Origin of the sequence: Streptomyces sp. NBC_00829, from assembly GCF_045161795.1 — a bacterium.
Classification (GTDB): Bacteria; Actinomycetota; Actinomycetes; order Streptomycetales; family Streptomycetaceae; genus Streptomyces.
Genome location: NZ_CP108867.1, coordinates 2205263 through 2229795, shown reverse-complemented (window position 1 = coordinate 2229795; position 24533 = coordinate 2205263). Strand labels below are relative to the sequence as shown.

The 24533-nt window shown below is 71.0% G+C and carries 21 protein-coding genes; 16 read left to right on the top strand and 5 right to left on the bottom strand.

Going from position 1 to position 24533, the window contains the following annotated elements; translation table 11 throughout:
* The first annotated feature begins 116 nt into the window (after positions 1-116).
* Entirely contained in the window at positions 117-1088 is a 972-nt protein-coding gene (locus tag OG293_RS09095; protein ID WP_405998261.1) for a thiamine-phosphate kinase, read from the top strand.
* Between the two features lie 35 nt (positions 1089-1123).
* On the top strand, positions 1124-1930 hold the full coding sequence (gene thiD / locus OG293_RS09090; RefSeq protein ID WP_405998260.1) for a bifunctional hydroxymethylpyrimidine kinase/phosphomethylpyrimidine kinase: 807 nt from the start codon (positions 1124-1126) through the stop codon (positions 1928-1930).
* A gap of 170 nt (positions 1931-2100) precedes the next feature.
* On the opposite strand, the gene rpmB is transcribed toward thiD, so the two are convergent.
* Entirely contained in the window at positions 2101-2286 is a 186-nt protein-coding gene (gene rpmB, locus OG293_RS09085; RefSeq protein WP_003957616.1) for a 50S ribosomal protein L28, read from the bottom strand.
* Between the two features lie 255 nt (positions 2287-2541).
* Between rpmB and OG293_RS09080 the strand changes: the two genes are divergently transcribed.
* Positions 2542-4137, top strand: a complete 1596-nt coding sequence (locus tag OG293_RS09080) for a DAK2 domain-containing protein (protein WP_405998259.1) — start codon at positions 2542-2544, stop codon at positions 4135-4137.
* Between the two features lie 217 nt (positions 4138-4354).
* On the opposite strand, the gene OG293_RS09075 is transcribed toward OG293_RS09080, so the two are convergent.
* On the bottom strand, positions 4355-7279 hold the full coding sequence (locus OG293_RS09075) for a tetratricopeptide repeat protein (protein ID WP_405998258.1): 2925 nt from the start codon (positions 7277-7279) through the stop codon (positions 4355-4357).
* Positions 7276-9078, bottom strand: coding sequence for an HSP90 family protein (locus tag OG293_RS09070; RefSeq protein WP_405998257.1), 1803 nt, complete (start codon positions 9076-9078; stop codon positions 7276-7278). Before OG293_RS09070 ends, OG293_RS09075 begins: the two co-directional genes overlap by 4 nt.
* A 163-nt stretch (positions 9079-9241) precedes the next feature.
* Here OG293_RS09070 and recG point away from each other — a divergent pair, with 163 nt between their 5' ends.
* The 8 genes from recG to mutM all read left to right on the top strand — a co-directional run bounded on the left by recG (position 9242) and on the right by mutM (position 16697).
* Positions 9242-11428, top strand: a complete 2187-nt coding sequence (gene recG, locus OG293_RS09065) for an ATP-dependent DNA helicase RecG (protein ID WP_405998256.1) — start codon at positions 9242-9244, stop codon at positions 11426-11428.
* A 106-nt stretch (positions 11429-11534) separates the two neighbouring features.
* Positions 11535-12119, top strand: coding sequence for a 16S rRNA (guanine(966)-N(2))-methyltransferase RsmD (gene rsmD / locus OG293_RS09060; protein WP_405998255.1), 585 nt, complete (start codon positions 11535-11537; stop codon positions 12117-12119).
* Positions 12120-12145: 26 nt separating this feature from the next.
* A complete protein-coding gene (gene coaD / locus OG293_RS09055; protein ID WP_406003544.1) occupies positions 12146-12625 on the top strand; it encodes a pantetheine-phosphate adenylyltransferase in 480 nt (159 codons plus the stop codon).
* A gap of 95 nt (positions 12626-12720) precedes the next feature.
* Positions 12721-13800 (top strand): ATP synthase F0 subunit B, encoded by a 1080-nt coding sequence (locus tag OG293_RS09050; RefSeq protein WP_405998254.1) that lies wholly within the window; start codon positions 12721-12723, stop codon positions 13798-13800.
* Positions 13801-13977: 177 nt separating this feature from the next.
* On the top strand, positions 13978-14583 hold the full coding sequence (locus OG293_RS09045) for a YceD family protein (RefSeq protein ID WP_405998253.1): 606 nt from the start codon (positions 13978-13980) through the stop codon (positions 14581-14583).
* A gap of 2 nt (positions 14584-14585) precedes the next feature.
* Positions 14586-14759 (top strand): 50S ribosomal protein L32, encoded by a 174-nt coding sequence (gene rpmF, locus OG293_RS09040; RefSeq protein WP_026165248.1) that lies wholly within the window; start codon positions 14586-14588, stop codon positions 14757-14759.
* Between the two features lie 19 nt (positions 14760-14778).
* Entirely contained in the window at positions 14779-15717 is a 939-nt protein-coding gene (gene rnc, locus OG293_RS09035; protein ID WP_405998252.1) for a ribonuclease III, read from the top strand.
* Between the two features lie 119 nt (positions 15718-15836).
* Positions 15837-16697: a bifunctional DNA-formamidopyrimidine glycosylase/DNA-(apurinic or apyrimidinic site) lyase gene (mutM, locus tag OG293_RS09030; protein WP_405998251.1), complete on the top strand. Its 861-nt coding sequence runs from the start codon at positions 15837-15839 to the stop codon at positions 16695-16697.
* Here mutM and OG293_RS09025 read toward each other — a convergent pair.
* Positions 16670-17086, bottom strand: a complete 417-nt coding sequence (locus OG293_RS09025) for a winged helix-turn-helix transcriptional regulator (protein WP_405998250.1) — start codon at positions 17084-17086, stop codon at positions 16670-16672. The genes mutM and OG293_RS09025 overlap by 28 nt on opposite strands.
* A 109-nt stretch (positions 17087-17195) precedes the next feature.
* On the opposite strand from OG293_RS09025, the gene OG293_RS09020 reads away from it, so the two are divergent.
* Positions 17196-17786 (top strand): flavodoxin family protein, encoded by a 591-nt coding sequence (locus tag OG293_RS09020; protein ID WP_405998249.1) that lies wholly within the window; start codon positions 17196-17198, stop codon positions 17784-17786.
* Between the two features lie 249 nt (positions 17787-18035).
* Positions 18036-18551, top strand: coding sequence for a hypothetical protein (locus OG293_RS09015; protein ID WP_405998248.1), 516 nt, complete (start codon positions 18036-18038; stop codon positions 18549-18551).
* A gap of 145 nt (positions 18552-18696) precedes the next feature.
* Here OG293_RS09015 and OG293_RS09010 read toward each other — a convergent pair whose 3' ends face one another.
* Complete coding sequence (locus OG293_RS09010; protein ID WP_405998247.1) at positions 18697-19653, bottom strand: CAP domain-containing protein; 957 nt, start codon at positions 19651-19653, stop codon at positions 18697-18699.
* Positions 19654-19803: 150 nt separating this feature from the next.
* Between OG293_RS09010 and OG293_RS09005 the strand changes: the two genes are divergently transcribed.
* The 3 genes from OG293_RS09005 (at position 19804) to smc (ending at position 24412) form a co-directional block, all read left to right on the top strand.
* Positions 19804-20085, top strand: coding sequence for an acylphosphatase (locus OG293_RS09005; RefSeq protein ID WP_405998246.1), 282 nt, complete (start codon positions 19804-19806; stop codon positions 20083-20085).
* Between the two features lie 393 nt (positions 20086-20478).
* Positions 20479-20697, top strand: a complete 219-nt coding sequence (locus OG293_RS09000) for a hypothetical protein (RefSeq protein WP_215097132.1) — start codon at positions 20479-20481, stop codon at positions 20695-20697.
* Positions 20698-20857: 160 nt separating this feature from the next.
* The gene (gene smc, locus OG293_RS08995) at positions 20858-24412 is read left to right on the top strand and encodes a chromosome segregation protein SMC (protein WP_405998245.1); all 3555 of its coding nucleotides are present in this window, start codon (positions 20858-20860) and stop codon (positions 24410-24412) included.
* Positions 24413-24533 lie beyond the last annotated feature (121 nt).

The following is a 24533-nucleotide window of genomic DNA, read 5'->3' as shown; positions in this document are numbered from 1 at the left end:
TACGGAGAGCAGAAGTTGACGTATGTCTTGACGGTACCTACGGCGCAGACGGCTCGCGACCGCAGCCAAGCAGCACCGCCGGGCATCCCGGCGGCACGACGGAGAGGTGGAACTCGGTGAAGGGCACTGTGGGCGAGTTGGGGGAGTTCGGGCTCATCAGGGAGCTCACTTCCCGGCTCACCTCCACCCCCGCGGTCCGGCTCGGACCCGGTGACGACGCCGCGGTCGTGGCCGCGCCCGACCGCAGGGTCGTGGTGAGCACGGACGTGCTCCTGGAAGGCCGGCACTTCCGCCGCGACTGGTCGACGGCGTACGACGTGGGCCGCAAGGCCGCCGCACAGAACCTGGCCGATATCGCGGCGATGGGCGCGGTCCCCACCGCGCTGCTGCTCGGCCTCGTCGTCCCGGCCGAACTCCCGGTCACCTGGGCCACCGAGCTGATGGACGGCATCCGCGACGAGTGCCAGGTCGCCGGTGCGGCCGTGGTCGGCGGAGACGTCGTGCGCGGCGACCTCATCACGCTCGCGATCACCGCGCTCGGCGACATGCGCAACCACGAACCGGTCACGCGGGCGGGCGCCCGGCCCGGCGATGTCGTCGCGTACACCGGCTGGTTGGGCTGGTCGGCCGCCGGGCACGCGGTCCTCTCGCGCGGTTTCCGCTCGCCGCGCGCCTTCGTCGAGGCGCACCGCCGCCCCGAGCCGCCGTACCACGCGGGCCCCGCGGCGGCCGGTCTCGGCGCCACCGCGATGTGCGACATCAGCGACGGACTCGTAGCCGACCTCGGGCACATCGCGGAGGCGAGCAAGGTCCGTATCGACCTGCGCTCCGGCTCCATCGACATCCCCTCGCAGATGAACGACATCGGTCAGGCCGTCGGCGTCGACCCGCTCCAGTGGGTGCTGACCGGGGGAGAGGACCACGCGATCGTCGCGACCTTCCCGCCCGACGCGAAGCTGCCCGCACGCTGGAAGGTGATCGGCGAGGTGCTCAACCCGTCGGCGCTGCCTCAGGTGACGGTGGACGGCGCTCCCTGGCACAGCAAGGGCGGCTGGGACCACTTCGGGGACATCGAGGACGGCAGGTAGTCCGGGGCGTCGAGGGCGGCAAGTAGATTCGGGGCATGGACATACGCCCGCTGCCTTCCCGTCCTCCTCGCGTGCTCACCGTCGCCGGGTCCGACTCCGGCGGCGGGGCCGGCATTCAGGCCGATCTGAAGACCATGCTGGCGCTCGGAGTGCACGGCATGAGCGTGCTCACCGCGGTCACCGCGCAGAACTCGCTGGGTGTGCAGGGGGCGTGGGAACTGCCCGTCGAGGCGGTACGGGCCCAGTACCGCAGCGTTGTCGACGACATCGGCGTACAGGCCGTGAAGACCGGCATGCTGGCGTCCGCGCCGCTCGTCGAGACGGTGGCCGAGCTGCTGGCCGGCACTCAGGCGCCGGTGGTCGTCGACCCCGTCGGGGTCTCCAAGCACGGGGATCCGCTGCTGGCCGCCTCCGCACTTGACTCCGTACGCACCAAGCTGCTGCCCACGGCCACCGTGGCCACCCCCAATCTCGACGAGGTCGCGCAGCTCACGGGTGTCGTCGTCGAGGACGAGAGCGGCCTGCGCAGGGCCGCGGACGCGATCCTCGGCTTCGGGCCGCGATGGGTGCTGATCAAGGGCGGGCATCTCGCGGGCGACGCGGTGGACCTGCTGACCGACGGCGCGCAGGAGCACTGGCTGAGGGCGCCCCGGCTCGACAACCGGCACACGCACGGGACGGGCTGCACGCTGGCGTCCGCGGTGGCGTCGGGGCTGGCGAAGGGAATGGAGGTCCCTGAGGCCGTGCGGGCGGCGAAGGAGTACGTGACCGGGGCGATCGCGGCGGGATTCGCGCTGGGCGGCGGGATCGGGCCGGTGGATCACGCGTGGCGGTCGCGCTGACGAGCCGCCTGCCCCGTCCAGTCCAGCCCGGCCTGGCCGCCGGGGGCCTGGGCTGCCGGATCGCGGGCACACCGAGAAAGCCGTGCGCGGGCACGGCAAAAAGCCGGTCCACCGAGGTGGACCGGCTTTCAAGGCAACCGGTTGGGCTGCGCTACGACGAAACGTCGCGGTTAGCGCGAGACCTTGCCGGCCTTGATGCACGAGGTGCAGACGTTGAGCCGCTTCGGCGTCCGACCGACCACGGCACGCACGCGCTGGATGTTCGGGTTCCAGCGACGGGACGTACGGCGGTGCGAGTGCGAAATGTTGTTGCCGAAGCCCGGCCCCTTGCCGCAGACGTCGCAGTTGGCAGCCACGGGTCACTCCAAAGACTTCAGATGCACTTACAGTGAAATCCGGCGCGCCGGATCAGTGATCTGATTGGTGGCTTTGCCGGGGGAATGGCCCGACTTTCATCGGGCAACCGGAGCAGCATACAACGACTGCGTCCGAGATACGAAACTACCATGGCTTCTCCCGGCCCCCGCCCCGGCCCCGGCTCCCGACCGGGGTCTACCCTGCGGTGCAACCCTGCCCACGGCCCTTTCCGGGCGCTCAAGGAGGATCACCAGGTGCCGCAGACCCTCGACGCCGCAGCGGTACGCACCTGGTGCTCACTGGCACTGGAAGCGCTGGGCCGGGAGCGCGAGGAGATCGACGCGATCAATGTGTATCCGGTCGCGGACGGTGACACCGGAACGAATCTGTATCTGACCGTGGAGTCGGCCGCGCAGGCCGTCGAGGCCGTCTTCGCGGCACACGAGACCGGGTCCACGGCGCCCGCGCCGGACGATGTGGTGCGGGCGATGGCCCACGGCGCGCTGATCGGCGCGCGCGGGAACTCCGGAACGATCCTGGCGCAGCTGCTGCGGGGCATGGCGGAGCGGCTCGGTGACGGCGACCATCTCGCCGGTGCGCTGCGCCGTGCCGCGGTGCTGGCGCGCGAGGCCGTCGCGCACCCCGTCGAGGGCACGATCCTGACCGTCGCCTCGGCCGCGGCGGACGCGGCCGAGGCCGCACCCGACGACGGGGTCCGCGCGGCGTACGAGGGTGCGCGGGCCGCGCTGGACGCGACACCGGGGCAGCTTGCCGTGCTGGACCGCGCCGGGGTCGTCGACGCGGGCGGGCAAGGGCTCCTCGCGGTCCTCGGGGCGCTCGTCGAGGCGGTCACGGGAGAGGCGCCCGCGGGGCGCGCCCCGATGCCTGCCCGGCCTGCGGGGATCGCCGCCGTGGCCGGCTTCGAGCCCTGCGCCGACGGCGGCCCGGCCTTCGAGGTGATCTACCTTCTGGAGGCGGACGACGCGGCCGTGGCGCGGCTGCGGGCCCGGCTCGACGGGCTCGGCGACTCCCTCGTCGTCGTCGGCGGCGACGGCCTGTGGAACGTCCATGTGCACGTCGACGACGCGGGCGCGGCGGTGGAGGCGGGGGTCGAGGCGGGGCGGCCGTACCGGATCCGGATCACTCACTTCGCCTCCGCGGCGGCGGTGCTGCGGGAGCAGGTCCAGCGGGCGGTCGTCGTGGTCGTGCCCGGGGAGGGGCTGGCGAGCCTGTGCGCCCAGGCGGGCGCGACGACGGTGCTCGCACGTCCGGGGGAGCCGCCGGCGAGCGGCGAACTGGTCGACGCGATCCGCCGCGCGCACGCGCGCGAGGTGGTCCTGCTGCCGAACTCGGCGGAGCTGCGGCACACCGCCGCCGCGGCGGCGGAGCAGGCCCGTACGGAGGGCGTGCGGGTCGCACTCGTCCCGACCCGCGCGGCGGTCCAGGGCATCGCGGCACTGGCGGTCCACGAACCGGACCGCCGCTTCGACGAGGACGTCGTCGCGATGACGGCGGCGGCGGGGGCGACCCGCTACGCCGAACTGGCCGTCGCGGAACGGCAGTCGTGGACGACGGCGGGCGTGTGCCAGGCCGGCGATGTCCTCGGCCTGATCGACGGCGACGTGGCGGTGATCGGCGCGGACCTCCCCGGGACGGCGGAGGTGGTCCTGGCCAGGATGCTGTCGGCCGGCGGCGAACTGGTGACGCTGATCGTGGGCGACGACGTCCCTGAGGGGGACGCGGTGGCGGACCGCCTGGAGAGGTATGTCCGGGAGGGGTACCTGGCGGTGGACACGGTGGTGTACCAGGGAGGCCGGGGGGCGTCGCCGCTGCTGATCGGGGTGGAGTAGCCGTGACCTCGACCCCGGTCCGGGTACGTGCCGTGTGCCGTTGGGCGGATGCGTTCCAGGTGCTGGGCGTCGGGGTTTCGGTCCCGGGCCGGGCGTGGTCCGCGCTTCGAGGCCGGCGCTTCGGGGGTGCGACGACGTCGGCCCCGGCCCCGGCCCCGGCCCCGGGGAGGGGCGGGGAGGGGCATCACACCCCGCGCGGCGACCCCGCCCCCCGGACCTACCCCCGTTCCAGATACTTCAGCACTCTCTCCGCCTCCTCCTTCAGCTCCCCCGCGGCCCCCTGCGTCGCCGACCCGTACCGCGTCAGCACCGCCCGCGCCCGGCCCTCCGAGGCGTCCGCGCGGCCCAGGTCCGCCTCCAGCCACGCCGCCAGGAGTTCGGACTTGGCGCGCAGGTCGGTGAAGGCGTCGCCCGCCTCGGTGAAGGCCACGACGGCCTTCTCGGCGTACGAGACCGCCTCCTCGTAGGCCGCGCGCGCCGCACCGTCGGTGTCCTCGTCGCCGGGTGAGCCGGGCGAGCCCGTGGTGTCGGCGATGAGCTCGGCCGTCTGGCGGTGGGTGTCGGCCAGCTCCCCGCGCAGCCGGTCACGGGCCTCGGCGTCGGGAGCCGAGGGGAGCGCCTGCTCGCACTCGCGGGCCGCCGCCGCCATCAGGGAACGCGCCGCGTCCGGCCCCGACTGGCCCTCGCGGACCGCGATCCAGGCCCGTACACGCAGGGTACGGACCAGGGCGTGGACGTCACCCAGGCCCCGCCACAGCTCACCCGCGCGCTGATAGGCCAGCTCCGCCTCGGAGTTGAGCTCCGCGCGGTAGAGGGCCTGCCCCGCCAGATTGGCCAGCATCGCGTGATCGCGCTGCTCCGGCCATCCGCGGGCGATGTCCGCCGCCTTCAGCCAGTGCTCCGCGGCCGCGCGCGGCTCGCCGAGCGATATCAGGCAGTCGCCCAGCCACCACAGGGTCTGCACGATCATGCCGTCGCCGTGGACGTCCACGCTCAGGTCGGGCAGTACGGACTCCAGCACCGCCGCGCTCTCGTCCACCCGCCCCAGCTCCAGCAGGAACCCGCCGAGACGGTGCCGGGCGAAAGCGCCGTTGCCCGTGCCGTCTCCGGCTTCGTCCGCCCAGTGAGCGGCCTCCAGGGCGTGCTCGGCCGCGTCGGCGGGCCTGCCCGCCTCGGCGAGGGTCTGGACGAGTTCGAGATGGAGCACGGCGAGCCCGCCCGGCTCGGCGAAGTGGCCGGCGTGCTCCAGGGCCGCGCGGGAGGCGCGTTCAGCCGTTTCCAGATCGCCCAGATGACGGCTGACCCTGGCCAGCTGGGACTCGGGTTCGATCGCGTACCAGGGGCGGCCCGCCGCGATGTACTCGTCGGCGGCGCGGGAGTACAGCTCGGCGGCCCGCTCGGGGCTGCCCCGGAAGGCCGCGATGTCGCCCAGCACGGACCGTGCCTCGGCGACCGCGACACCGACGCCCCCTTCGGTGCCGTGCGGCTCGGCGAAGGCGAGGAGTTCGCGTACGGCTTCCTCCAGCGCGCCGACCGCGGCCCCGGCGTCCTCGGCCTGGTGGATCAGGTCCTTGAGGATGCGGATGCGGCACAGCAGGGCGTGGCACGTCTGACGGGCGGTGGCCGTGCCCTCGGTGTGCAGGGCGAGTGCCCGCTCGTACGGCTCCGCCACGGCCGCCAGTGCCTCGTCGAAGCGCTCGTCGAGGCAGATCGCGTACGCGGCCCTGGCGCGGGCTGCCGCGGCCTTCCCGGGGATGCCCGCCGTCTCGTAGTGGCCTGCCGCGGAGAGGAAGAGTTCCACGGCCTCTGCGTGCGGCACCCCCGGGTCCATCGCCCGGTGCTCCTCGACCTCCGCCCGCGCCTGCCCGTCCAGGTCCACGTCCGCGTCACCGACGGCCCGTGCGACGGCGGCCCAGGCGGCCACCGCGTCCGGGTGCTGGCTCTCGGAGAGCTGCCGTGCCTTCGCCAGCAGTGCGTCCGGACCGGCGGCGGGGGCCTGGCCCACGGGCGCCGGGCGCGGGACCGTCGCGGGCCGCGCGGACCGGACGCCCAGAGGCAGCCGTTCCAGCAGCGGTGCGCGGTCCATGCGCTCGCGGATCGTCTCGGTCGTATGGGAGTTGCCGTTGCGTTCGTCGAAGCGCCCGGCGAGGGCCAGGGCCTCCTCGCGCGCGTGCCCGGCCAGCTCGCGCGCGCTCCAGGTCCGCCCGCCCGGTCCCGGCAGGCGCTGCTCGCCGTGGCCGAGCAGCGTGAGCCGGTCGGTGAGCAGTGCGGTGACGGCGAGGAAGCCCAGCAGGCTGCTCGGCTCCCCGCTGTCGGTGAAGTACGCGGGACGTTCGGCGAGTATTTCGAGGCCGCGCGCCTCGTTGCCGGTCAGCGCGCAGAACTCCACGTGCTGCGCGACCGCGGCGCGCATGCTCTCCTTCGGCCGTACGAGACGGTAGCCGCGCAGATGGTGTGCGCGGGCCTCCTCCGCGCGGCCCAGGCGCAGCAGCGGCAGCAGGGAGGCGGAGAGCACCGCGTGCGGCTCGTGGGCGCAGCTGAACTCGCCGTCGAGCACCGGCCGCCAGGCCTCCAGGGCGTCCTCCTCGGCGCCCTGGTGTGCGAGCCACGAGCCCTGGGCGCGCAGCTCGCAGGCCCGGCAGTCGCTTTTGTCGTCGCGGTCGGCGGCCTGCCAGGCCTTGTAGGCGCGTGCGGCCCGTTCCCTGTCACCCAGATGACGGGCGATGCGCAGCTCGCCCTGGCGTACGGCCCGTTCGGAGTGGCCCGCCAGTCGGTAGCGGTGCTCCATCTCGGCCTGCCACTTCTCGATGGAGGCGAGCGGGATGTGCGGCTGGTCGACCATCCCGCTGGAGACCCACTTGAACATCCAGAACAGGCTGTGGATCTGCCGCCCGCCGAAGTCCTCGGGCCGCTGGTCCCACATGCGCAGCAGCCGCGCGAACGGCACGAACATCTTGTCCGGCTCGGAGCTGTAGTTGTAGACCTGCATCAGATGGTTCAGCCCGTCGATGAGCAGGTCCGTGTCGGCGGCCTGCTCGATCTCGGCGAACAGCCGCTCGGCGCGGGCGTTGCGCCCGGGCCCCTCCGGCTCCTCGAAGTTGTCCCTCAGGGCCTGGCGCAGCGTCGTGGTGTCAGGGCTCATCGGCCGTTCTCCTGATCGTGGGTGGCCCATTCGAGGAGGCCCATGAAGGCCCGGTTGAGCAGTGCCGAGTCGGCGGGGCGCAGCGGACGCTGGGCCATCAGCAGGGCCTGCCCGTAGAGCGCCTCCGTCGCCGTCTGGGCGAGCTCCTTGTCGTCGAGGGAACTGATCCGGCGGATCAGCGGGTTGAGGTGGTTCAGCACCAGCCGGGCACGCGGCGCGCTGCCACGCAGCGACCCGAGGATGCCCGCCCACAGATCGTCCGCCTGCTCCTCGGCCTCCGCGCGCGCCTGTTCGTGGCGGGCCTCGCGGTCGTCCAGATGCAGCGCGGGCACGGTCAGCGGATGGAAGGCGCGCAGCGCCACATCGCAGCCGAGCACGTCGAGCCTGGCCCTCGCGGCGGCCAGGAAGCCCGCGAGCGCCAGTTCCTCGGCGGGGTCGACGGAGTCCAGATGCGCGGTGACGGTGTCGGCGTCCAGCTCGGCCACCACCGTCCCCGGGCGGACCGCCGCAAGCAGCTCCACCAGCTCGGTGTCGTAGGTGTAGCCGCCGTTGATCACCCCGATGCCCTGCGCGGAGGCGATCGGGGCGACCTGGCGGTACTCCTCGACGGTGCGGGTGAAGTGCACGACGGGGTGGCGCAGCGCGAACTCCTCCAGCGAGAGCCGCCCGTCCGTCGTCTCGAACGGCAGCCACGGCAGCATCGTGCGCAGCATCTCGGTGTCATGCCGGGCCAGTGACTTCACGCCCAGGTGATGGACCGACAGGAACTGGGCGAGGCGCTCCGGGTCGCCGGCCGCGAGCCCGGTCAGCCACTCCCTGATACGTCCGCCGAGCGCGTCCCGTACGGCCGCGAGCGTCTCGTCCGCGTACAGCGCCTCGCGCGACGCGGTGGGCCGCAGCGCGTCCGTGTCGACGACGCAGCGTACGAAGAAGGCCCAGTCGGGCAGCAGTTCGTCGGCCCGGTCGGTCAGCAGCATGCCCTTGAGATGCACCCGGTGACCGGAGCGCTGGGCCGGGCTGACCGCCGAGGGCAGGATGTACGCCACGCCCCGCACCCCGGCGACCGGCAGATCCAGGTCGACCGAGTCGAGCGGGCTGAAGCCGAACAGCTCGTGGCAGTGACCGGCGAGTGCGACCCGGCGCGCGGCGGGACTCGTATACGTACGGTCCCAGGGCGCGGGCAGCTCGGTGACGGCCTTCCCGCCGACGCACACGTCGTACGGCAGCAGCGAGCCGAAGTCCCGGGCCAGCGCCAGCACCCGCTCCTCGGCGAGCCAGTCGCCGCTGCCGGGCCGGGCGGTCAGATGGACCGTCGTCCCCGGCTCGGGGCGCGCGCTGTCCGGCAGGGTGCGCACGGTGTACGACCCGTCGTCGCGCGCCGCCCACTCGACGGGCGGGGCGTCCGGCGTCCGGGCGGACCGGCTGACCACCCGGATCTCGGCGGCCACGACGAAACAGGCGAGCAGCCCGATGCCGAACTGCCCCAGGAACTCCGCACGCGCGGACTCCAGGCCGTCCCGCTTGGAGCTGCGGCCGATCGTCGCGAGCAGGCTGTGCACATCCGACTCGGTCAGGCCGATGCCGGAGTCCTCGACCCGCAGCCGGCCGTCCTCGGCGTACAGCCGTACCCGGGCAGGGGCGTCCGGCTGCTCGGCGCGCCGGGCGGTGATCGCGTCCACGGCGTTCTGCAGAAGCTCGCGCAGATAGACCTTGGGGCTCGAATAGAGGTGATGGGAGAGCAGGTCCACCAGGCCGCGCAGGTCGACCTGGAAGGTGTGCGGTGTCTGATCAGCAGTCATCGTCGCAGCGCCGGTGGGGGGACAGGCGACGGCGCGGGTCGGGCGATCCCATGGTGAGGTGATCGCGGAGCTGGGGGGAGTCGCGCCATCCTAGGGGGCGCGGCACCGTGGTGACCAGCGGATATCCACAGGTGTGCGACGTCTGTCGGTGCGGTGGTGTGCAATGGATCGCGTGCCCGCGCTCGACGAACCTCTCAAGAACACGCTCGGAGCCGCCACCGCGAAGGTGATGGCCGAGCATCTCGACCTGCACACCCTCGGTGATCTGCTGCACCACTATCCCCGCAGGTACGCCGAGCGGGGTGAGCTCACGCTCCTGTCCGACCTGCCGCTCGACGAGCACGTCACCGTGGTCGCCCAGGTCGCGAGCGCGCGTGTGCTGACGTTCAGCGGGTCCAAGGGCAGGGGCCAGCGGCTGGAGGTCGTCATCACCGACGGCAGCGGCCAACTGCAACTGGTCTTCTTCGGCAAGGGCGTCCACAAGCCGCACAAGGACCTTCTGCCGGGGACCCGCGCGATGTTCGCCGGCAAGGTCTCCGTCTTCAACCGCAGGCTCCAGCTCTCCCATCCCGCGTACGAACTGCTCCGCGGCGACAGCGACGACGCGGTCGACTCCTGGGCCGGAGCCCTCATCCCGATCTACCCGGCCACCACGAAGCTGGAGTCCTGGAAGATCGCCAAGGCGCTGGACGCCGCCCTCCCCAGGGCACCGGAGGCCGTCGATCCGCTCCCGGAGACGCTGCGCGCGGGACGTGACCTTCTCCCGCTCCCCGAGGCCCTGCTGAAGATCCACCGGCCGCACACCAAGGCGGACATCGCCGCCGCGCGCGACAGGCTGAAGTGGGACGAGGCATTTGTGCTGCAGGTCGCACTCGCCCGCCGTCGCTTCGCCGACACCCAACTGCCCGCCGTGGCGCGCAGGCCCGTGCCGGAGGGCCTGCTCGACGCCTTCGACGCCAAGTTGCCCTTCACCCTCACCGAGGGCCAGCAGAAGGTCACCGCGGAGATCTTCGGCGACCTGGCGACCGAGCACCCGATGCACCGCCTCCTGCAGGGAGAGGTCGGATCAGGAAAGACGATGGTGGCCCTGCGGGCGATGCTCACCGTCGTCGACGCGGGTGGTCAGGCGGCCATGCTCGCGCCCACCGAGGTCCTCGCCCAGCAGCACCACCGCTCCATCACGGAGATGATGGGCGAGCTCGCGGAGGGCGGGATGCTCGGCGGGGCCGAGCACGCCACCAAGGTCGTGCTGCTGACCGGATCGATGGGCGCCGCCGCGCGCCGGCAGGCGCTGCTCGATCTGGTGACCGGCGAGGCCGGGATCGTGATCGGCACCCACGCCCTGATCGAGGACAAGGTGCAGTTCCACGATCTGGGGCTGGTCGTGGTGGACGAGCAGCACCGTTTCGGTGTGGAGCAGCGGGACGCGCTGCGCTCCAAGGGCAGGCAGCCGCCGCATCTGCTGGTCATGACGGCCACCCCCATCCCGCGCACGGTCGCGATGACGGTCTTCGGCGATCTGGAGACCTCGGTCCTGGACCAGTTGCCCGCCGGGCGTTCGCCGATCGCCAGCCATGTGGTCCCCGCCCAGGACAAGCCGCACTTCCTGGCGCGCGCCTGGGAGCGCGTGCGCGAGGAGGTCGAGAACGGCCATCAGGCGTATGTCGTGTGCCCCCGTATCGGCGACGGCGACGACGAACCGAAGAGGAAGCCGGCCGAGGACGAGGCGGAGAAGCGACCCCCGCTGGCGGTGATCGAGATCGCCGAGCAGCTGGCCGCGGGCCCGCTGAGCGCCCTGCGCGTCGAGGTCCTGCACGGGCGGATGCAGCCCGACGACAAGGACGACGTCATGCGCCGCTTCGCCGCGGGCGAGGTCGATGTCCTGGTCGCCACGACCGTCATCGAGGTCGGGGTGAACGTGCCCAACGCCACCGCCATGGTGATCATGGACGCGGACCGCTTCGGAGTGTCCCAGCTGCATCAGCTGCGCGGCCGGGTCGGCCGTGGCTCGGCCCCTGGGCTGTGCCTGCTGGTCACCGAGATGCCGGAGGCCGCGCCCGCCCGGGCCCGGCTGGGCGCGGTCGCCGCCACGCTCGACGGCTTCGAGCTCTCCCGTATCGACCTCGAACAGCGCCGTGAGGGCGATGTGCTCGGGCAGGCCCAGTCCGGTGTGCGCTCCTCGCTGCGGGTGCTCACGGTCATCGACGACGAGGAGGTCATCGCGGCCGCCCGTGAGGAGGCCGTGGCGATCGTCGCCGACGATCCGGAGCTGGAACGGCTGCCCGAGCTGCGTACGGCCCTGGACGCGCTGCTCGACCAGGAGCGCGAGCAGTACCTGGAAAAGGGCTGACGCCCCCTGGCCGGTGGTGTGACGCAGACCGATGCTGAGCGGACCGAAGCCACCACGGCCTATCGTTTAGGCACATCAGTTCCCGTCTCGAAGGAATCGGACCCAGATGACCCGCGTGATCGCCGGCGCGGCCGGCGGACGCCGTATCGCCGTCCCGCCCGGCACCGGCACCCGCCCGACGTCCGACCGCGCCCGCGAGGGGCTCTTCTCCAGCTGGGAGTCGCAGCTGGGCACGCTCAGCGGTGTCCGCGTCGCCGATCTCTACGCCGGCTCCGGCGCGGTGGGCCTGGAGGCGCTGTCCCGCGGCGCCTCGCACGCGCTGCTCGTCGAGGCCGACAACCGCGCCGCCCGCATCGTCCGCGAGAACGTCCGGACGCTCGGACTGCCGGGCGCCGAGGTCCGTACCGGCAAAGCGGAACAGATCGTGACGGGTCCGGCTCCCGAGGAGCCCTACGACCTGGTCTTCCTCGACCCGCCCTACGCCGTCACCGATGACGATCTTCGCGAGATTCTGCTCACACTCCGCCTTCAGGGCTGGCTCGCGGAGGAAGCCCTCGCCACCGTGGAGCGCAGCACCAGAGGCGGCGAATTCGTCTGGCCGCACGGCTTCGAGCCACTGCGGGCCCGTCGCTACGGCGAGGGCACGCTTTGGTACGGTCGCGCCGCCTCTACGTGCGAAGACGCACGATGACCGGTTCGGAGAGCGAGGGACTTCAGTTGCGCCGCGCAGTCTGTCCGGGGTCATTCGACCCCATCACCAACGGACACCTCGACATCATCGCCCGCGCCTCCAAGCTGTACGACGTCGTACATGTCGCGGTGATGATCAATCAGTCCAAGCAGGGACTGTTCACGGTCGACGAGCGGATCGAGCTGATCCGCGAAGTCACCGGCGAGTACGGCAACGTCGTGGTGGAGTCCCATCACGGCCTTCTCGTCGACTTCTGCAAGCAGCGCGACATCCCGGCCATCGTCAAGGGTCTGCGGGCGGTCAGCGACTTCGACTACGAGCTGCAGATGGCCCAGATGAACAACGGCCTCTCGGGCGTCGAGACCCTGTTCGTCCCCACCAACCCCACCTACAGCTTCCTCTCCTCCAGCCTGGTCAAGGAGGTCGCCGCCTGGGGCGGTGACGTCTCCCACCTGCTGCCTCCCGTCGTCCACGAGGCGCTGGTCCGGCGTCTCGCCGAGAAGTGACGGGCTGACAGCTCGTCACCCGGTGTCGGGCCGGCGCCGACTGGCCGTACAGTCGTCCCGTCCGTCCCCTATCTGGCAGAGAGTGGCGAACCACGGTGGACGTCCAGAAGAAGCTCGACGAGATCGTCGCGGCAGTCGGCAACGCCCGGTCCATGCCCATGTCGGCCTCCTGCGTGGTCAACCGCGCCGAGCTGCTCGACATGCTCGAAGAGGTCCGCGAGGCACTTCCCGGCTCCCTGGCCCACGCCCAGGAGCTGATCGGCGGCCGTGAGCAGCTGGTTGAGCAGGCCCGCCAGGAGGCCGAGCGGATCATCGAGTCCGCGCACGCCGAGCGCGGCTCGCTGATCTCGGACACCCAGGTCGCCCGCCAGTCCCAGGAAGAGGCCGACCGTATCCTCACGGAGGCCCGCCGGGAGGCGGAGGAGATCCGCGCCGAGGCCGACGACTACGTCGACTCCAAGCTCGCCAACTTCGAGGTCGTCCTCACCAAGACGATCGGCTCGGTCGACCGCGGACGCGAGAAGCTCCTCGGCCGCGGGCCGGGTCTGGACGCACAGGGGTACGCCGACGAGGACGCCCCCGAGCACAGCTCGGACCCGGGGACCCTCATCCAGCGAGCCGACGAGTATGTGGACGCCAAGCTGGGTGCCTTCGAGGCCGTGCTCGCCAAGACTCTCGACGCGGTGGGCCGGGGCCGTCAGAAGCTCCACGGCAGGACCACCAGTGACGCCCTCGGCGAGCACATGGCCGCCCAGGACGCGGCGGGAGCCCAGCAGCACTCCAGCGACGCCGACTATCTGGCCGGTCTCGCGGAACTGTCCGAGCCCGAGCAGCAGAGCCGGCCGCGGCACCAGTACCAGCCGCAGGCCGAGCCGCAGCAGCAGCCGCAGATTCCGGCGCAGATTCCGGCGCAGCCGGATCCGTACACGTACCAGCCGCAGGAGGCGTACGCCGGATATCAGGCCGATCCGTACGCCGCGTACCAGCAGCAGGGCTACGACCAGCAGTACGCCCAGCAGGACCCGTACGCCTACCAGCAGCAGGTCCAGCAGCAGCAGCCGCAGCAGCAGCCGCAGCAGGTCCAGCAGCAGGGCGCGGCCCTGGACGAGACCAGCCTGTTCGACACGAGCATGATCGACTTGGAGCAGCTGCGCCGGTACGAGCAGGGGCGCTGAGCCGACCCCGAAACCACCGGATTGGGTCTACGGCGGCCCGTCCAGTATCCTGGTTCTTCGGTCGCGCGTACGTCCGCGATCTCGGCTGCCCGCTTCTGAAGAGGCCGGCGGCCCTCCCCACGTGAATCGAAAGCAGGAAAAGCCCTGAGCACGCGCCTTGACCACCGCAACCCCCTCGTGTTCGACACACACGAGCTGGGTCGGCGTCCCGGTGCGCTCCAGCGGCTGCTCCGCTCGGTCGACGCTCCCAAGGACTTCGGTATCGAAGGGGTGATCGGAGTGCCGGAAGGCGCTCCCGTGGGACTCGAACTCCGGCTTGAGTCGGTCATGGAAGGTGTGCTTGTCACCGGCACCGCCCGTGCATCGGCCGAGGGGGAGTGCGTAAGGTGTCTGGAGCCGCTGCGCCAGTCGGTCGCGGCGGACTTCCAGGAGATGTTCTCGTACCCCGACGCCGATGACCGGGGCCGCAGTCGCACTGCGGAGCCGGTCGACGACGCCGAGGACGAGGACAGGCTCTTTCTCGAGGACGGTCTGTTCGACCTCGAGTCCGTGCTGCGTGATGCGGTGGTGCTCGCACTGCCGATGCAGCCGGTGTGCCGGGAGACCTGTGCCGGCCTGTGCCCCGAGTGCGGGATCAGGCTGGACGAGAATCCGGACCACCACCATGATGCCGTCGACGTTCGTTGGGCGGCACTGCAGGGACTCGCCGAGACCATTCAGGACGGCGAGAAGGACAACATGGGCGGCGCCGAAGCGGGCGTCGACGAGAAGCAGGAGAAGTAGCCGTGGCTGTTCCGAAGCGGAAGATGTCGCGCAGCAACACGCGCCACCGCCGGTCGCAGTGGAAGGCTGCGGTCCCCACCCTGGTTTCGTGTGAGCGTTGCCAGGAGCCGAAGCAGCAGCACATCGCGTGCCCGAGCTGCGGCACCTACAACAAGCGCCAGGTCCTCGAGGTCTGAGCGGCTGGTGAGAGGCCCGATGTCTGAGCTGTCCAATGCCAAGAAGCAGGCAGACGCAGTAAACACAGCCAACGCAGCCTCGTCCCACACGCTTCTGGAAGGGCGGCTCGGGTATCACCTCGAGTCCGCCCTTCTGGTGCGTGCGCTGACCCATCGTTCGTACGCGTACGAGAACGGCGGTCTGCCCACCAACGAGCGCCTCGAATTCCTCGGGGACTCCGTGCTCGGCCTGGTGGTCACCGACACGCTGTACCGCACCCACCCCGACCTGCCCGAAGGCCAGCTGGCCAAGCTGCGGGCCGCGGTGGTCAATTCTCGTGCGCTGGCGCAGGTGGGCCGCGGCCTGGAACTCGGCCTCTTCATCCGGCTCGGCCGGGGCGAAGAGGGCACGGGTGGCCGGGACAAGGCGTCCATCCTCGCCGACACCCTTGAAGCGGTGATCGGTGCGGTCTATCTCGACCAGGGCCTCGAAGCGGCGTCCGAGCTGGTGCACCGGCTCTTCGACCCGCTGATCGAGAAGTCCTCGAATCTCGGTGCCGGCCTGGACTGGAAGACCAGCCTCCAGGAGCTCACGGCCGCCGAGGGTCTCGGTGTTCCGGAGTATCTGGTCAGCGAGACCGGTCCGGACCACGAGAAGACCTTCACTGCTGCCGCCCGCGTCGGTGGTGTCTCGTACGGCACCGGCACCGGCCGCAGCAAGAAGGAAGCGGAGCAGCAGGCGGCGGAGTCCGCGTGGCGGGAGATCACCGCCGCTGCTGACGAGCGCTTGGCCGCGGCCAAGGCGGAAGCCGAGGCGGAGGCCAGGAACAAGGCCCACGCCAAGGCCGAGGCCGACGCGCAGGCCCTGGCTGGGGACAGGGCCGAGGACCAGGCGGCGCCCGACGCGGGCACCGCCGGTGACGAAGGGGCCGACGACACCCCTTCGGTCTCCGAACCCGCGGACCGGGCCTCGGCCTGAGTCCGCGTCCGCTTTCGCCGTGAGGCCCCTTGCTCCCTGGGAGCAAGGGGCCTCACGGGTTTTCGCCCGTGGTGCGGAGGTACGCTGCGGACGTCACCGTGAACGTCTGAAGGAGCCAGGTGCCCGAGCTGCCCGAGGTCGAAGTCGTCCGTCGCGGACTCCAGCGCTGGGTCAGCGGGCGGACGATCGCCGAGGTACAGGTGCTGCACCCGCGCGCGGTCCGGCGGCATCCCGCCGGAGGCGACGACTTCGCGGCGCGCCTGAGGGGCCACAGCGTCGGCATCGCCCGCCGCCGCGGCAAGTATCTGTGGCTGCCGCTGGCGGACACGGACACGTCGATCCTCGGCCATCTCGGCATGAGCGGACAGTTGCTTGTGCAGCCCGAGGACGCCGACGACGAGAAGCATCTGCGGATCCGGGTCCGTTTCGACGACGCGCTCGGCACCGAACTGCGCTTTGTCGACCAGCGCACCTTCGGCGGGCTCTCGCTGCACGACAACACCCCCGAGGGGCTCCCGGACGCCATCGCGCACATCGCCCGCGATCCGCTCGACCCCGCCTTCGACGACGCGGCGTTCCCGGCCGCGCTGCGTCTGCGGCGTACGACGATCAAGCGTGCGCTGCTCGACCAGTCGCTGATCAGCGGTGTCGGAAACATCTACGCGGACGAGGCGCTGTGGCGCGCCAGGCTCCACTACGAGCGCCCGACCGCGACCCTCAGCCGTCCCCGCTCGGCCGAACTGCTCGGTCATGTGCGGGACGTGATGAACGCGGCGCTGGCCGTCGGAGGCACCAGCTTCGACAGTCTGTATGTCAATGTGAACGGCGAATCGGGCTATTTCGACCGGTCGTTGGACGCCTACGGCCGTGAGGACGAGCCCTGCCGCCGCTGCGGCACACCCATGCGCCGCCGGCCCTGGATGAACCGGTCCAGCTACTTCTGCCCGCGCTGTCAGCGGCCTCCGCGCGCCGCGTCGTAACGCCCGCGCGCCGCGAGCACCTCGGGCATCCGCCCCTCCACGAAGTGGATGAGGCCCATGAGCCGCTCGGTCACCTGGCGCCCCAGCGGGGTGAGCTCGTAGTCGACCCGCGGGGGGTTGGTCGGCTGCGCGTCCCGCCGTACGAGACCGTCGCGCTCCAGGGCATGCAGCGTCTGGGACAGCATCTTCTCGCTCACGCCGTCGACGCGGCGCCGCAGCTCGTTGAAGCGGAGCGTGCCGTCGTGCAGCGCGCCGAGCGTGAGGCTGCCCCACCGGCCGGTGACGTCCTCCAGTGTGCCGCGCGACGGGCACTGGCGGGAGAACACATCGAAGGCGAGGTCACCGTCTGGACAGAGGTCCGCGCTCTCTTCCTGCGTGCTGGTCTCCATACAGCAACCATACTCGGCCGCAGCGCTAACTGGTGGGTTGCGCTTTCTAGAAGTTAGTGCTTCGCTGGTGTCACCACCGACGAGCACGCCGTCCCCGAGGAGCCCTGCCGTGACCACGCCTGTTGTCTCGATCGCCTACCACTCCGGCTACGGCCACACCGCCGTCATCGCCGAGGCCGTCCGCGAGGGAGCCGCCGCCGCCGGCGCCACCGTCCACCTGATCCGGGTCGATGAGATCGACGACGCCCAGTGGGAACTCCTCGACGGCTCCGACGCCATCGTCTTCGGCTCGCCCACCTACATGGGAACGGCCTCCGGCGCCTTCCACCGGTTCGCCGAGGACTCCTCCAAGCGCTGGTTCACCGACGCCTGGAAGGAGAAGCTGGCGGCCGGCTTCACCAACTCCGCCTCCAAGAGCGGCGACAAGCTGCACACCCTGCAGTACTTCGCGACGCTCGCCGCGCAGCACGGCATGCACTGGGTGAACCTCGGTCTCAAGCCCGGCTGGAACTCCACCGCGGGGTCCGAGCATGACCTCAACCGCCTGGGCTTCTTCTTCGGCGCCGCCGCGCAGACCAACTCCGACGAGGGGCAAGAGGGTGTGCACAAGGCCGACATCGCGACCGCGGAGCACCTCGGCCGCCGGGTCGCCGAGACCGCGCGCACTTTCATCGCGGGCCGGGCGGCCGTCGCCGCCTGACGCGACACGGACGCGACACGCGCCGACGCAAGGCCGACGCAAAAGGGGAGGGGCCACGTCACCGACGGGGCCCCCGGAGCCTAGACGCGAGCAGCCGTGGACCGTGTGTTCGGCTCTGGGGGCAGTACAGGTCGCCCAGAGACGGCATCAGAGCCCACATGGGGTCCGTGACCTGCGACTACCTCAGAGGCCGTCCGGCCGAGGATTCCCGCCCGTGCGGAGCGTGGTCTGTTCAACGACCCTGGAGGAATGAACAGCCGGACCCCTGAGCGTCCCGCGGAGAGCCCGGCGGGCAACGCGGCCGAGATCGACTACGCCGGCGCCGTCTATGGCTCGCTGCTTGCCGCCTCCGTGGTGGCCGGCACTGGAGCGCTCGGCTCGTTCACCCGGGTACAACTCGTTCTGCTGCTGCTGTGCACCAGTGTCGTGTTCTGGGCCGCGCACGTCTTCTCCGGCCTTTTCGGGGCCCGCATGGTGCACCACTTGAGCTGGGGGGAGGTCCGCCGCGCGTGCGCGGAAGAGCGCCCGATCATCGAGGCGGCCGTCCCACCGGCCTGTGCCGTGGCCATCAGCCCACTCTTCGGACTGGGCATCGAGGGGTCGGCATGGCTGGCACTCTGGGTCGCTCTGGCCGGACAGGTCGGTTGGGGAACCGTGGCGGCCAGCCGCGCTGGCGCCTCGCGCCGTCTGATGATGCTCGCCGGTGCGATCAACCTTCTCCTCGGGCTGATCATCGTGGCTCTCAAGGTCGCTCTCAAGCACTGAGGGCCCGCCCGATCAGCGCGGGTCCACGGCGGCACCCTCGCTCACCCGGGCCGCCGTGGATCGGGTGGTCAGGAACCCACGACCCCGCGGACGACGGCCCGGAGACGGCCCAGAAGATTTCTTACGGCTCTGACCCGCGGCTGTCTCAGTAGCCGAAGTCCTGGGTCCACCACGGGCCGCCGTCGGCCATGACCACGCCGACGCCCAGCCTCTTGTAGTCACAGTTGAGGATATTGGCGCGGTGGCTGTCGCTGTTCATCCAGGAGTTCATCACCGCTCCCGGGTCAGCCCCCCCGCGGGCGATGTTCTCGGCGCCGACACCCTTCACACCAGCCCGGTCGGCGCGGTCCCACGGGGTGACGCCGTCGGGGTCGGTGTGGTCGAAGAAGCCGCGCGCGGCCATGTCGGCGCTGAAGTTCCCGGCCAGCTTCGCCAGAGCGGGATCGGCCGTCACCGGGCTGCAGCCCACCTTCGCCCGTTCCTTGTTGACCAGGCGCAGTACCTCGGCCTCGGCGGCCGAGGCCGAGGAGGTGACCGGCTTGTGCTGCGTGGGTCGGTCGGAGGCGCGCCTCTCGGTACGCGTCGGGGTCGGGCTCTTCGTCTTCGTCTTCTTCTTCGCCGCCTCCGGGGCCTCCGGGGCCTTCGGAGCCTCCGGGGCCTTCGGGCCCTTCGCCGCCTCCGGGGCCCTCGTCTGCTTCGACGGAGTCGCCGACGGCTTGGCCGGCTTGGGGGAGGGGGTCTTCGACGGTGCCTGGGGGCGCGGGGCGGTCCGGGTCGGGGCGGCGGCCGGCGTCGATGCGTCACTGGTCGGCTCGGCGCTGGCGTCACCCTGGGTCTGCAGCTTGGCGGAGCCCTCGGTGCGTATCTGCCCGCTCGGCAGCTCGGGGCCGCCGCTGACGTTGAACTTGTCACCGCCCGGCAGCAGACCGGACGCGACGGCGACAGCGCCTACCGCCATGGCCGCGGAGGCGCCGAGCAGCCCGGTGCGTACGGGCATGCCCGCAAGCTTCTTCCGGCGTGCACCACCCCGGTGCCGGCCTGCCGCTCCGTCCGCGTACTGATCTGCGGTGGGTGCGGCGGCTGAGCGTCGATGGCGTCCCATCTGCTGTGCCTTCCTGGTACTCGAGGAAGTTTGATGTTTAAACATCAAACCGACTCACCCATATGGGTGAGGCTCATTGCGACCGGACTGTACGCCATGACGCCTGAGTGAGAAGTGTTCCGAGAGCAATCGCCCGGTTACCGTGCACGCATGAACGACGTTGCACGGATCACCGCCTGGGTACGCGGCCGAGTACAGGGAGTGGGCTTCCGCTGGTTCACCAGGGCGAATGCTCTGGAGATCGGCGGCCTTACCGGATTTGCCCTCAATCTCGACGACGGCCGCGTACAGGTGGTGGCAGAAGGTCCACGTGAGAATTGCCACCGTCTCCTGGAGTGGCTGCGCTCCGACGACACACCCGGGAAGGTCGACGGAGTCACTGAGATCTGGGACACCCCGCGCGGCGGTTACGAGGGGTTCGCGATTCGCTGAGATCGTTTACGCATCCGGTCGGCTCAAGGTGCCCGCGCGCATGCCGCAGGTACCTGCCTCTGGCGGAAATCGCCTGGTGGTTGCCAAGAAGGCCTTGTCGTGCCAGGCTGCGCCATTAAGAATGATCTCCACGCCCCCTGGGCCCCGCAGAGAGGCTGCGCCGTGTGTTCCGCGGCGGCTCGCCCCCGGGTCTGCCCGCTGATACGGGGTGTGATCGTGTTGACCGTCAAACTTTTTGGTGAGACTCTGGAAGCCCCGCGCACCTTAGCTGTTTGGCAGTAAGAACCGCAGCAATATCAAGCACTTACAACATCACTGTCGAACACCGCGGGTGCGAATCCCTCACGACCCACACCGCTTCGGTCGGTCACTCAGTGTGGAGGACCATCCATCATGGCAAAGGCGCTTCTCGGTTACGTCGGCGGTTCTGACCCGCGACTCCTCGCCGAGATGCGACGGCTTCAGCAGCGCGTCCAGGATCTCGAATCCGAGCTTGTACGGATTCAGTCCGAGAATGACGCGCTCAACGCTGCCGTCGCTCAGCACCCTGGAGAGTCGCTGCTTGACGGCATCGACATCGACGTACCCCAGGCGGAGCCTGCGCTCACCTGAGCACGGCGATCTCTGGAGAAACATCGCGCAAGATATGCAAGGGACGCTTCGGCGTCCCTTCTTTCTTTTGCGCCCCGCCCCTTACAGTCCTTCTCTTACCGTCTGATGTGCCCTGCACCTTCATAGGTGAAACCGAGAGTGAAAGGTAGAGTCCGGCGGCGTGCACCTCAAGGCCATGACCCTGCGCGGGTTCAAATCCTTCGCCTCCGCGACGACGCTGCGCTTCGAACCGGGCATCACCTGCGTCGTGGGTCCCAACGGTTCGGGCAAGTCCAATGTGGTGGACGCGCTCTCCTGGGTCATGGGTGAACAGGGAGCCAAGTCGCTGCGCGGCGGCAAGATGGAGGACGTCATCTTCGCCGGGACGACCGGGCGGCCCCCGCTCGGCCGCGCCGAGGTCTCGCTCACCATCGACAACTCCGACGGCGCGCTCCCCATCGACTACGCCGAGGTCACCATCACGCGGATCATGTTCCGCAACGGCGGCAGCGAGTACCAGCTCAACGGCGACACCTGCCGGCTCCTCGACATCCAGGAGCTGCTCTCCGACTCGGGCATCGGCCGCGAGATGCATGTCATCGTCGGTCAGGGCCAGCTCGACTCGGTCCTGCACGCCGACCCGATGGGCCGCAGGGCCTTCATCGAGGAGGCCGCAGGCGTCCTCAAACACCGCAAGCGCAAGGAGAAGGCGCTGCGGAAGCTGGACGCGATGCAGGCCAACCTTGCCCGCGTCCAGGACCTGACCGACGAACTGCGCCGCCAGCTCAAGCCGCTGGGACGGCAGGCCGCGGTCGCCCGGCGGGCAGCCGTCATCCAGGCCGACCTGCGTGACGCCCGGCTGCGGCTGCTCGCCGACGATCTCGTACGGCTCCGCGAGGCACTGTGCGGCGAGATCGCCGACGAGGCCGCGCTCAAGGAGCGCAAGGACGCGGCCGAGGCCGAACTCAAGGCCGCCCTGACGCGCGAGGCTGATCTCGAGGACGAAGTACGGCGCCTCGCACCGCGGCTCCAGCGGGCCCAGCAGAGCTGGTACGAACTGTCCCAGCTGGCCGAGCGGGTGCGCGGCACGATCTCGCTGGCCGACGCCCGGGTCAAGAGCGCCTCCGCGGCGCCGACGGACGAGCGGCGCGGCCGGGACCCCGAGGACATGGAGCGCGAGGCCGCCCGGATCCGTGAGCAGGAGGCCGAGCTCGAAGCCGCCCTGGAGGCGGCCGAGCGGGCGCTGGAGGACACCGTCGCCCACCGCGCCGAGCTGGAGCGGGAGCTCACGGTCGAGGAGCGGCGGCTCAAGGATGTCGCGCGGGCGATCGCGGACCGCCGCGAGGGACTGGCCCGGCTCAACGGACAGGTCAACGCGGCGCGCAGCAGGGCCGCGTCCGCCCAGGCCGAGATCGACCGGCTCGCCGCCGCGCGCGACGAGGCGCACGAGCGCGCCGTCGTGGCACAGGAGGAGTACGAGCAGCTCAAGGCCGAGGTCGACGGCCTGGACGCCGACGACTCCGTTCTCGGTGAGCAGCACGACGCGGCGAAGCGTGAACTCGCCGAGGCGGAGGCGGCCCTGAGCGCGGCCCGCGAAGCGCTCACCGCCGCCGAACGAAAGCGGGCCGCGGTGGCCGCCCGCCGTGAGGCGCTCGCGCTCGGACTGCGCCGCAAGGACGGAACCGGGGCGCTGCTCGCGGCCAGGGACCGTCTCAGCGGCCTGCTCGGGCCGGCGTCCGAGCTCCTGACGGTGACCGCGGGCTCCGAGGTCCCCGTCGCCGCCGCGCTCGGCGCGGCGGCGGACGCCGTGGCCGTGTCGAGCCCTTCGACGGCTGCCGAGGCGCTGCGGCTGCTGCGCAAGACCGACGCCGGCCGCGCGGCCGTACTGCTGAGCGGCGCCCCCGAATCCGCACCGCTGGAGCGGCATCCGGACGGCCTTTCATACATGGCCGACCTGGTGCGCGGGCCCGAGGAGCTGATGCCCGCCGTGCGCAGGCTGCTTCGGGACATGGTCGCCGTCGGGACGCTGGAGGACGCCGAGGACCTTCTCTATGCGCGGCCCGAACTCACCGCGGTGACCGCCGAGGGCGATGTCCTCGGGGCGCACTTCGCGCAGGGCGGCTCCGCGGGCGCCCCCAGCCTGCTGGAGGTGCAGGCATCCGTCGACGAGGCCGCCGCCGAGCTGGAGGAGCTGGCCGTCCAGTGCGAGGAGCTGGCCGCCGCGCAGCAGCTCGCCACCGCCCGTCGCCGCGCATGTGCCGCGCAGGTGGAGGAGTTGGGAGAGCGCCGTAGGGCTGCCGACCGCGAGAAGTCCGCCGTGTCGGGTCGGCTGGGACGGCTCGCCGGGCAGGCGAGGGGGGCGGCAGGTGAGGCGGAGCGTACGGCGGCGGCTGCGGCACGGGCGCAGGAGGCGCTGGAGCGCGCCCGCGAGGAGGCCGAGGAACTGGCCGAGCGGCTGCTCGTTGCCGAGGAGGCTCCCGTGGAGGAGGAGCCCGACACACATGTACGGGACCGCCTCGCCGCCGACGGCGCCAACGCCCGCCAGACCGAGATGGAGGCCCGCCTCCAGGTCCGTACGCACGAGGAGCGCGTCAAGGGACTCGCCGGCCGGGCCGACTCGCTCGACCGGGGAGCGCGCGCCGAGCGCGAGGCACGGGCGCGCGCCGAGCAGCGCCGTGCCCGGCTGCGCCACGAGGCCGAGGTCGCGTCCGCCGTGGCGAGCGGCGCCCGCCAGCTGCTGGCCCATGTAGAGGTCTCCCTGGTGCGGGCCGAGGCGGAGCGGGTTGCCGCCGAGTCGGCCAAGGCCGAGCGGGAGCAGGGGCTGAGCGCCGCCCGCAACCAGGGGCGCGATCTCAAGGGAGAGCTCGACAAACTCACCGATTCGGTTCACCGCGGTGAGGTACTCGGTGCGGAGAAGCGGCTGCGGATCGAGCAGCTGGAGACGAAGGCCCTGGAGGAGCTCGGTGTGGAACCCGCCGGGCTCGTCGCCGAGTACGGGCCCGACCAGCTGGTGCCGCCGTCACCGCCCGCCGAGGGAGAGGAACTGCCCGATGACCCCGAGCACCCGCGCAACCGGCCCAGATCCTTTGTCCGTGGTGAGCAGGAGAAGCGGCTCAAGTCCGCCGAACGGGCGTACCAGCAGCTCGGGAAGGTGAATCCGCTCGCGCTGGAGGAGTTCTCCGCGCTGGAGGAGCGCCACAAGTTCCTCTCCGAGCAGCTTGAAGACCTGAAGAAGACGCGGGCCGACCTCCTGCAGGTGATCAAGGAGGTCGACGAGCGCGTCGAGCAGGTCTTCACGGACGCGTACCGGGACACCGCCCGTGAGTTCGAGGGTGTTTTCTCACGGCTCTTCCCGGGCGGTGAAGGGCGGCTGTTTCTCACCGACCCCGACAACATGCTCACCACGGGTGTGGATGTCGAGGCCAGACCGCCGGGCAAGAAGGTCAAGCGGCTCTCGCTGCTCTCGGGCGGTGAGCGGTCGCTGACCGCGGTGGCGCTGCTGGTGTCGATCTTCAAGGCCCGGCCGAGCCCGTTCTATGTCATGGACGAGGTCGAGGCGGCACTCGACGACACCAACCTCCAGCGGCTGATCCGGATCATGCAGGAGCTCCAGGAGTCCTCGCAGCTGATCGTGATCACGCATCAGAAGCGGACCATGGAGGTCGCCGACGCGCTGTACGGCGTATCCATGCAGGGTGATGGCGTCTCCAAGGTCATCAGCCAGCGCCTGCGCTGACATCACCTTCACCTATTCTTCAACACTTGAACCAAAAGAGGGAGGACCTTGACCGAGATCCTTTCAGGGCCCGTTTTGACTTCGAAACTTGAAGGCATATTCTCTGCAACGTTGCTTTTTA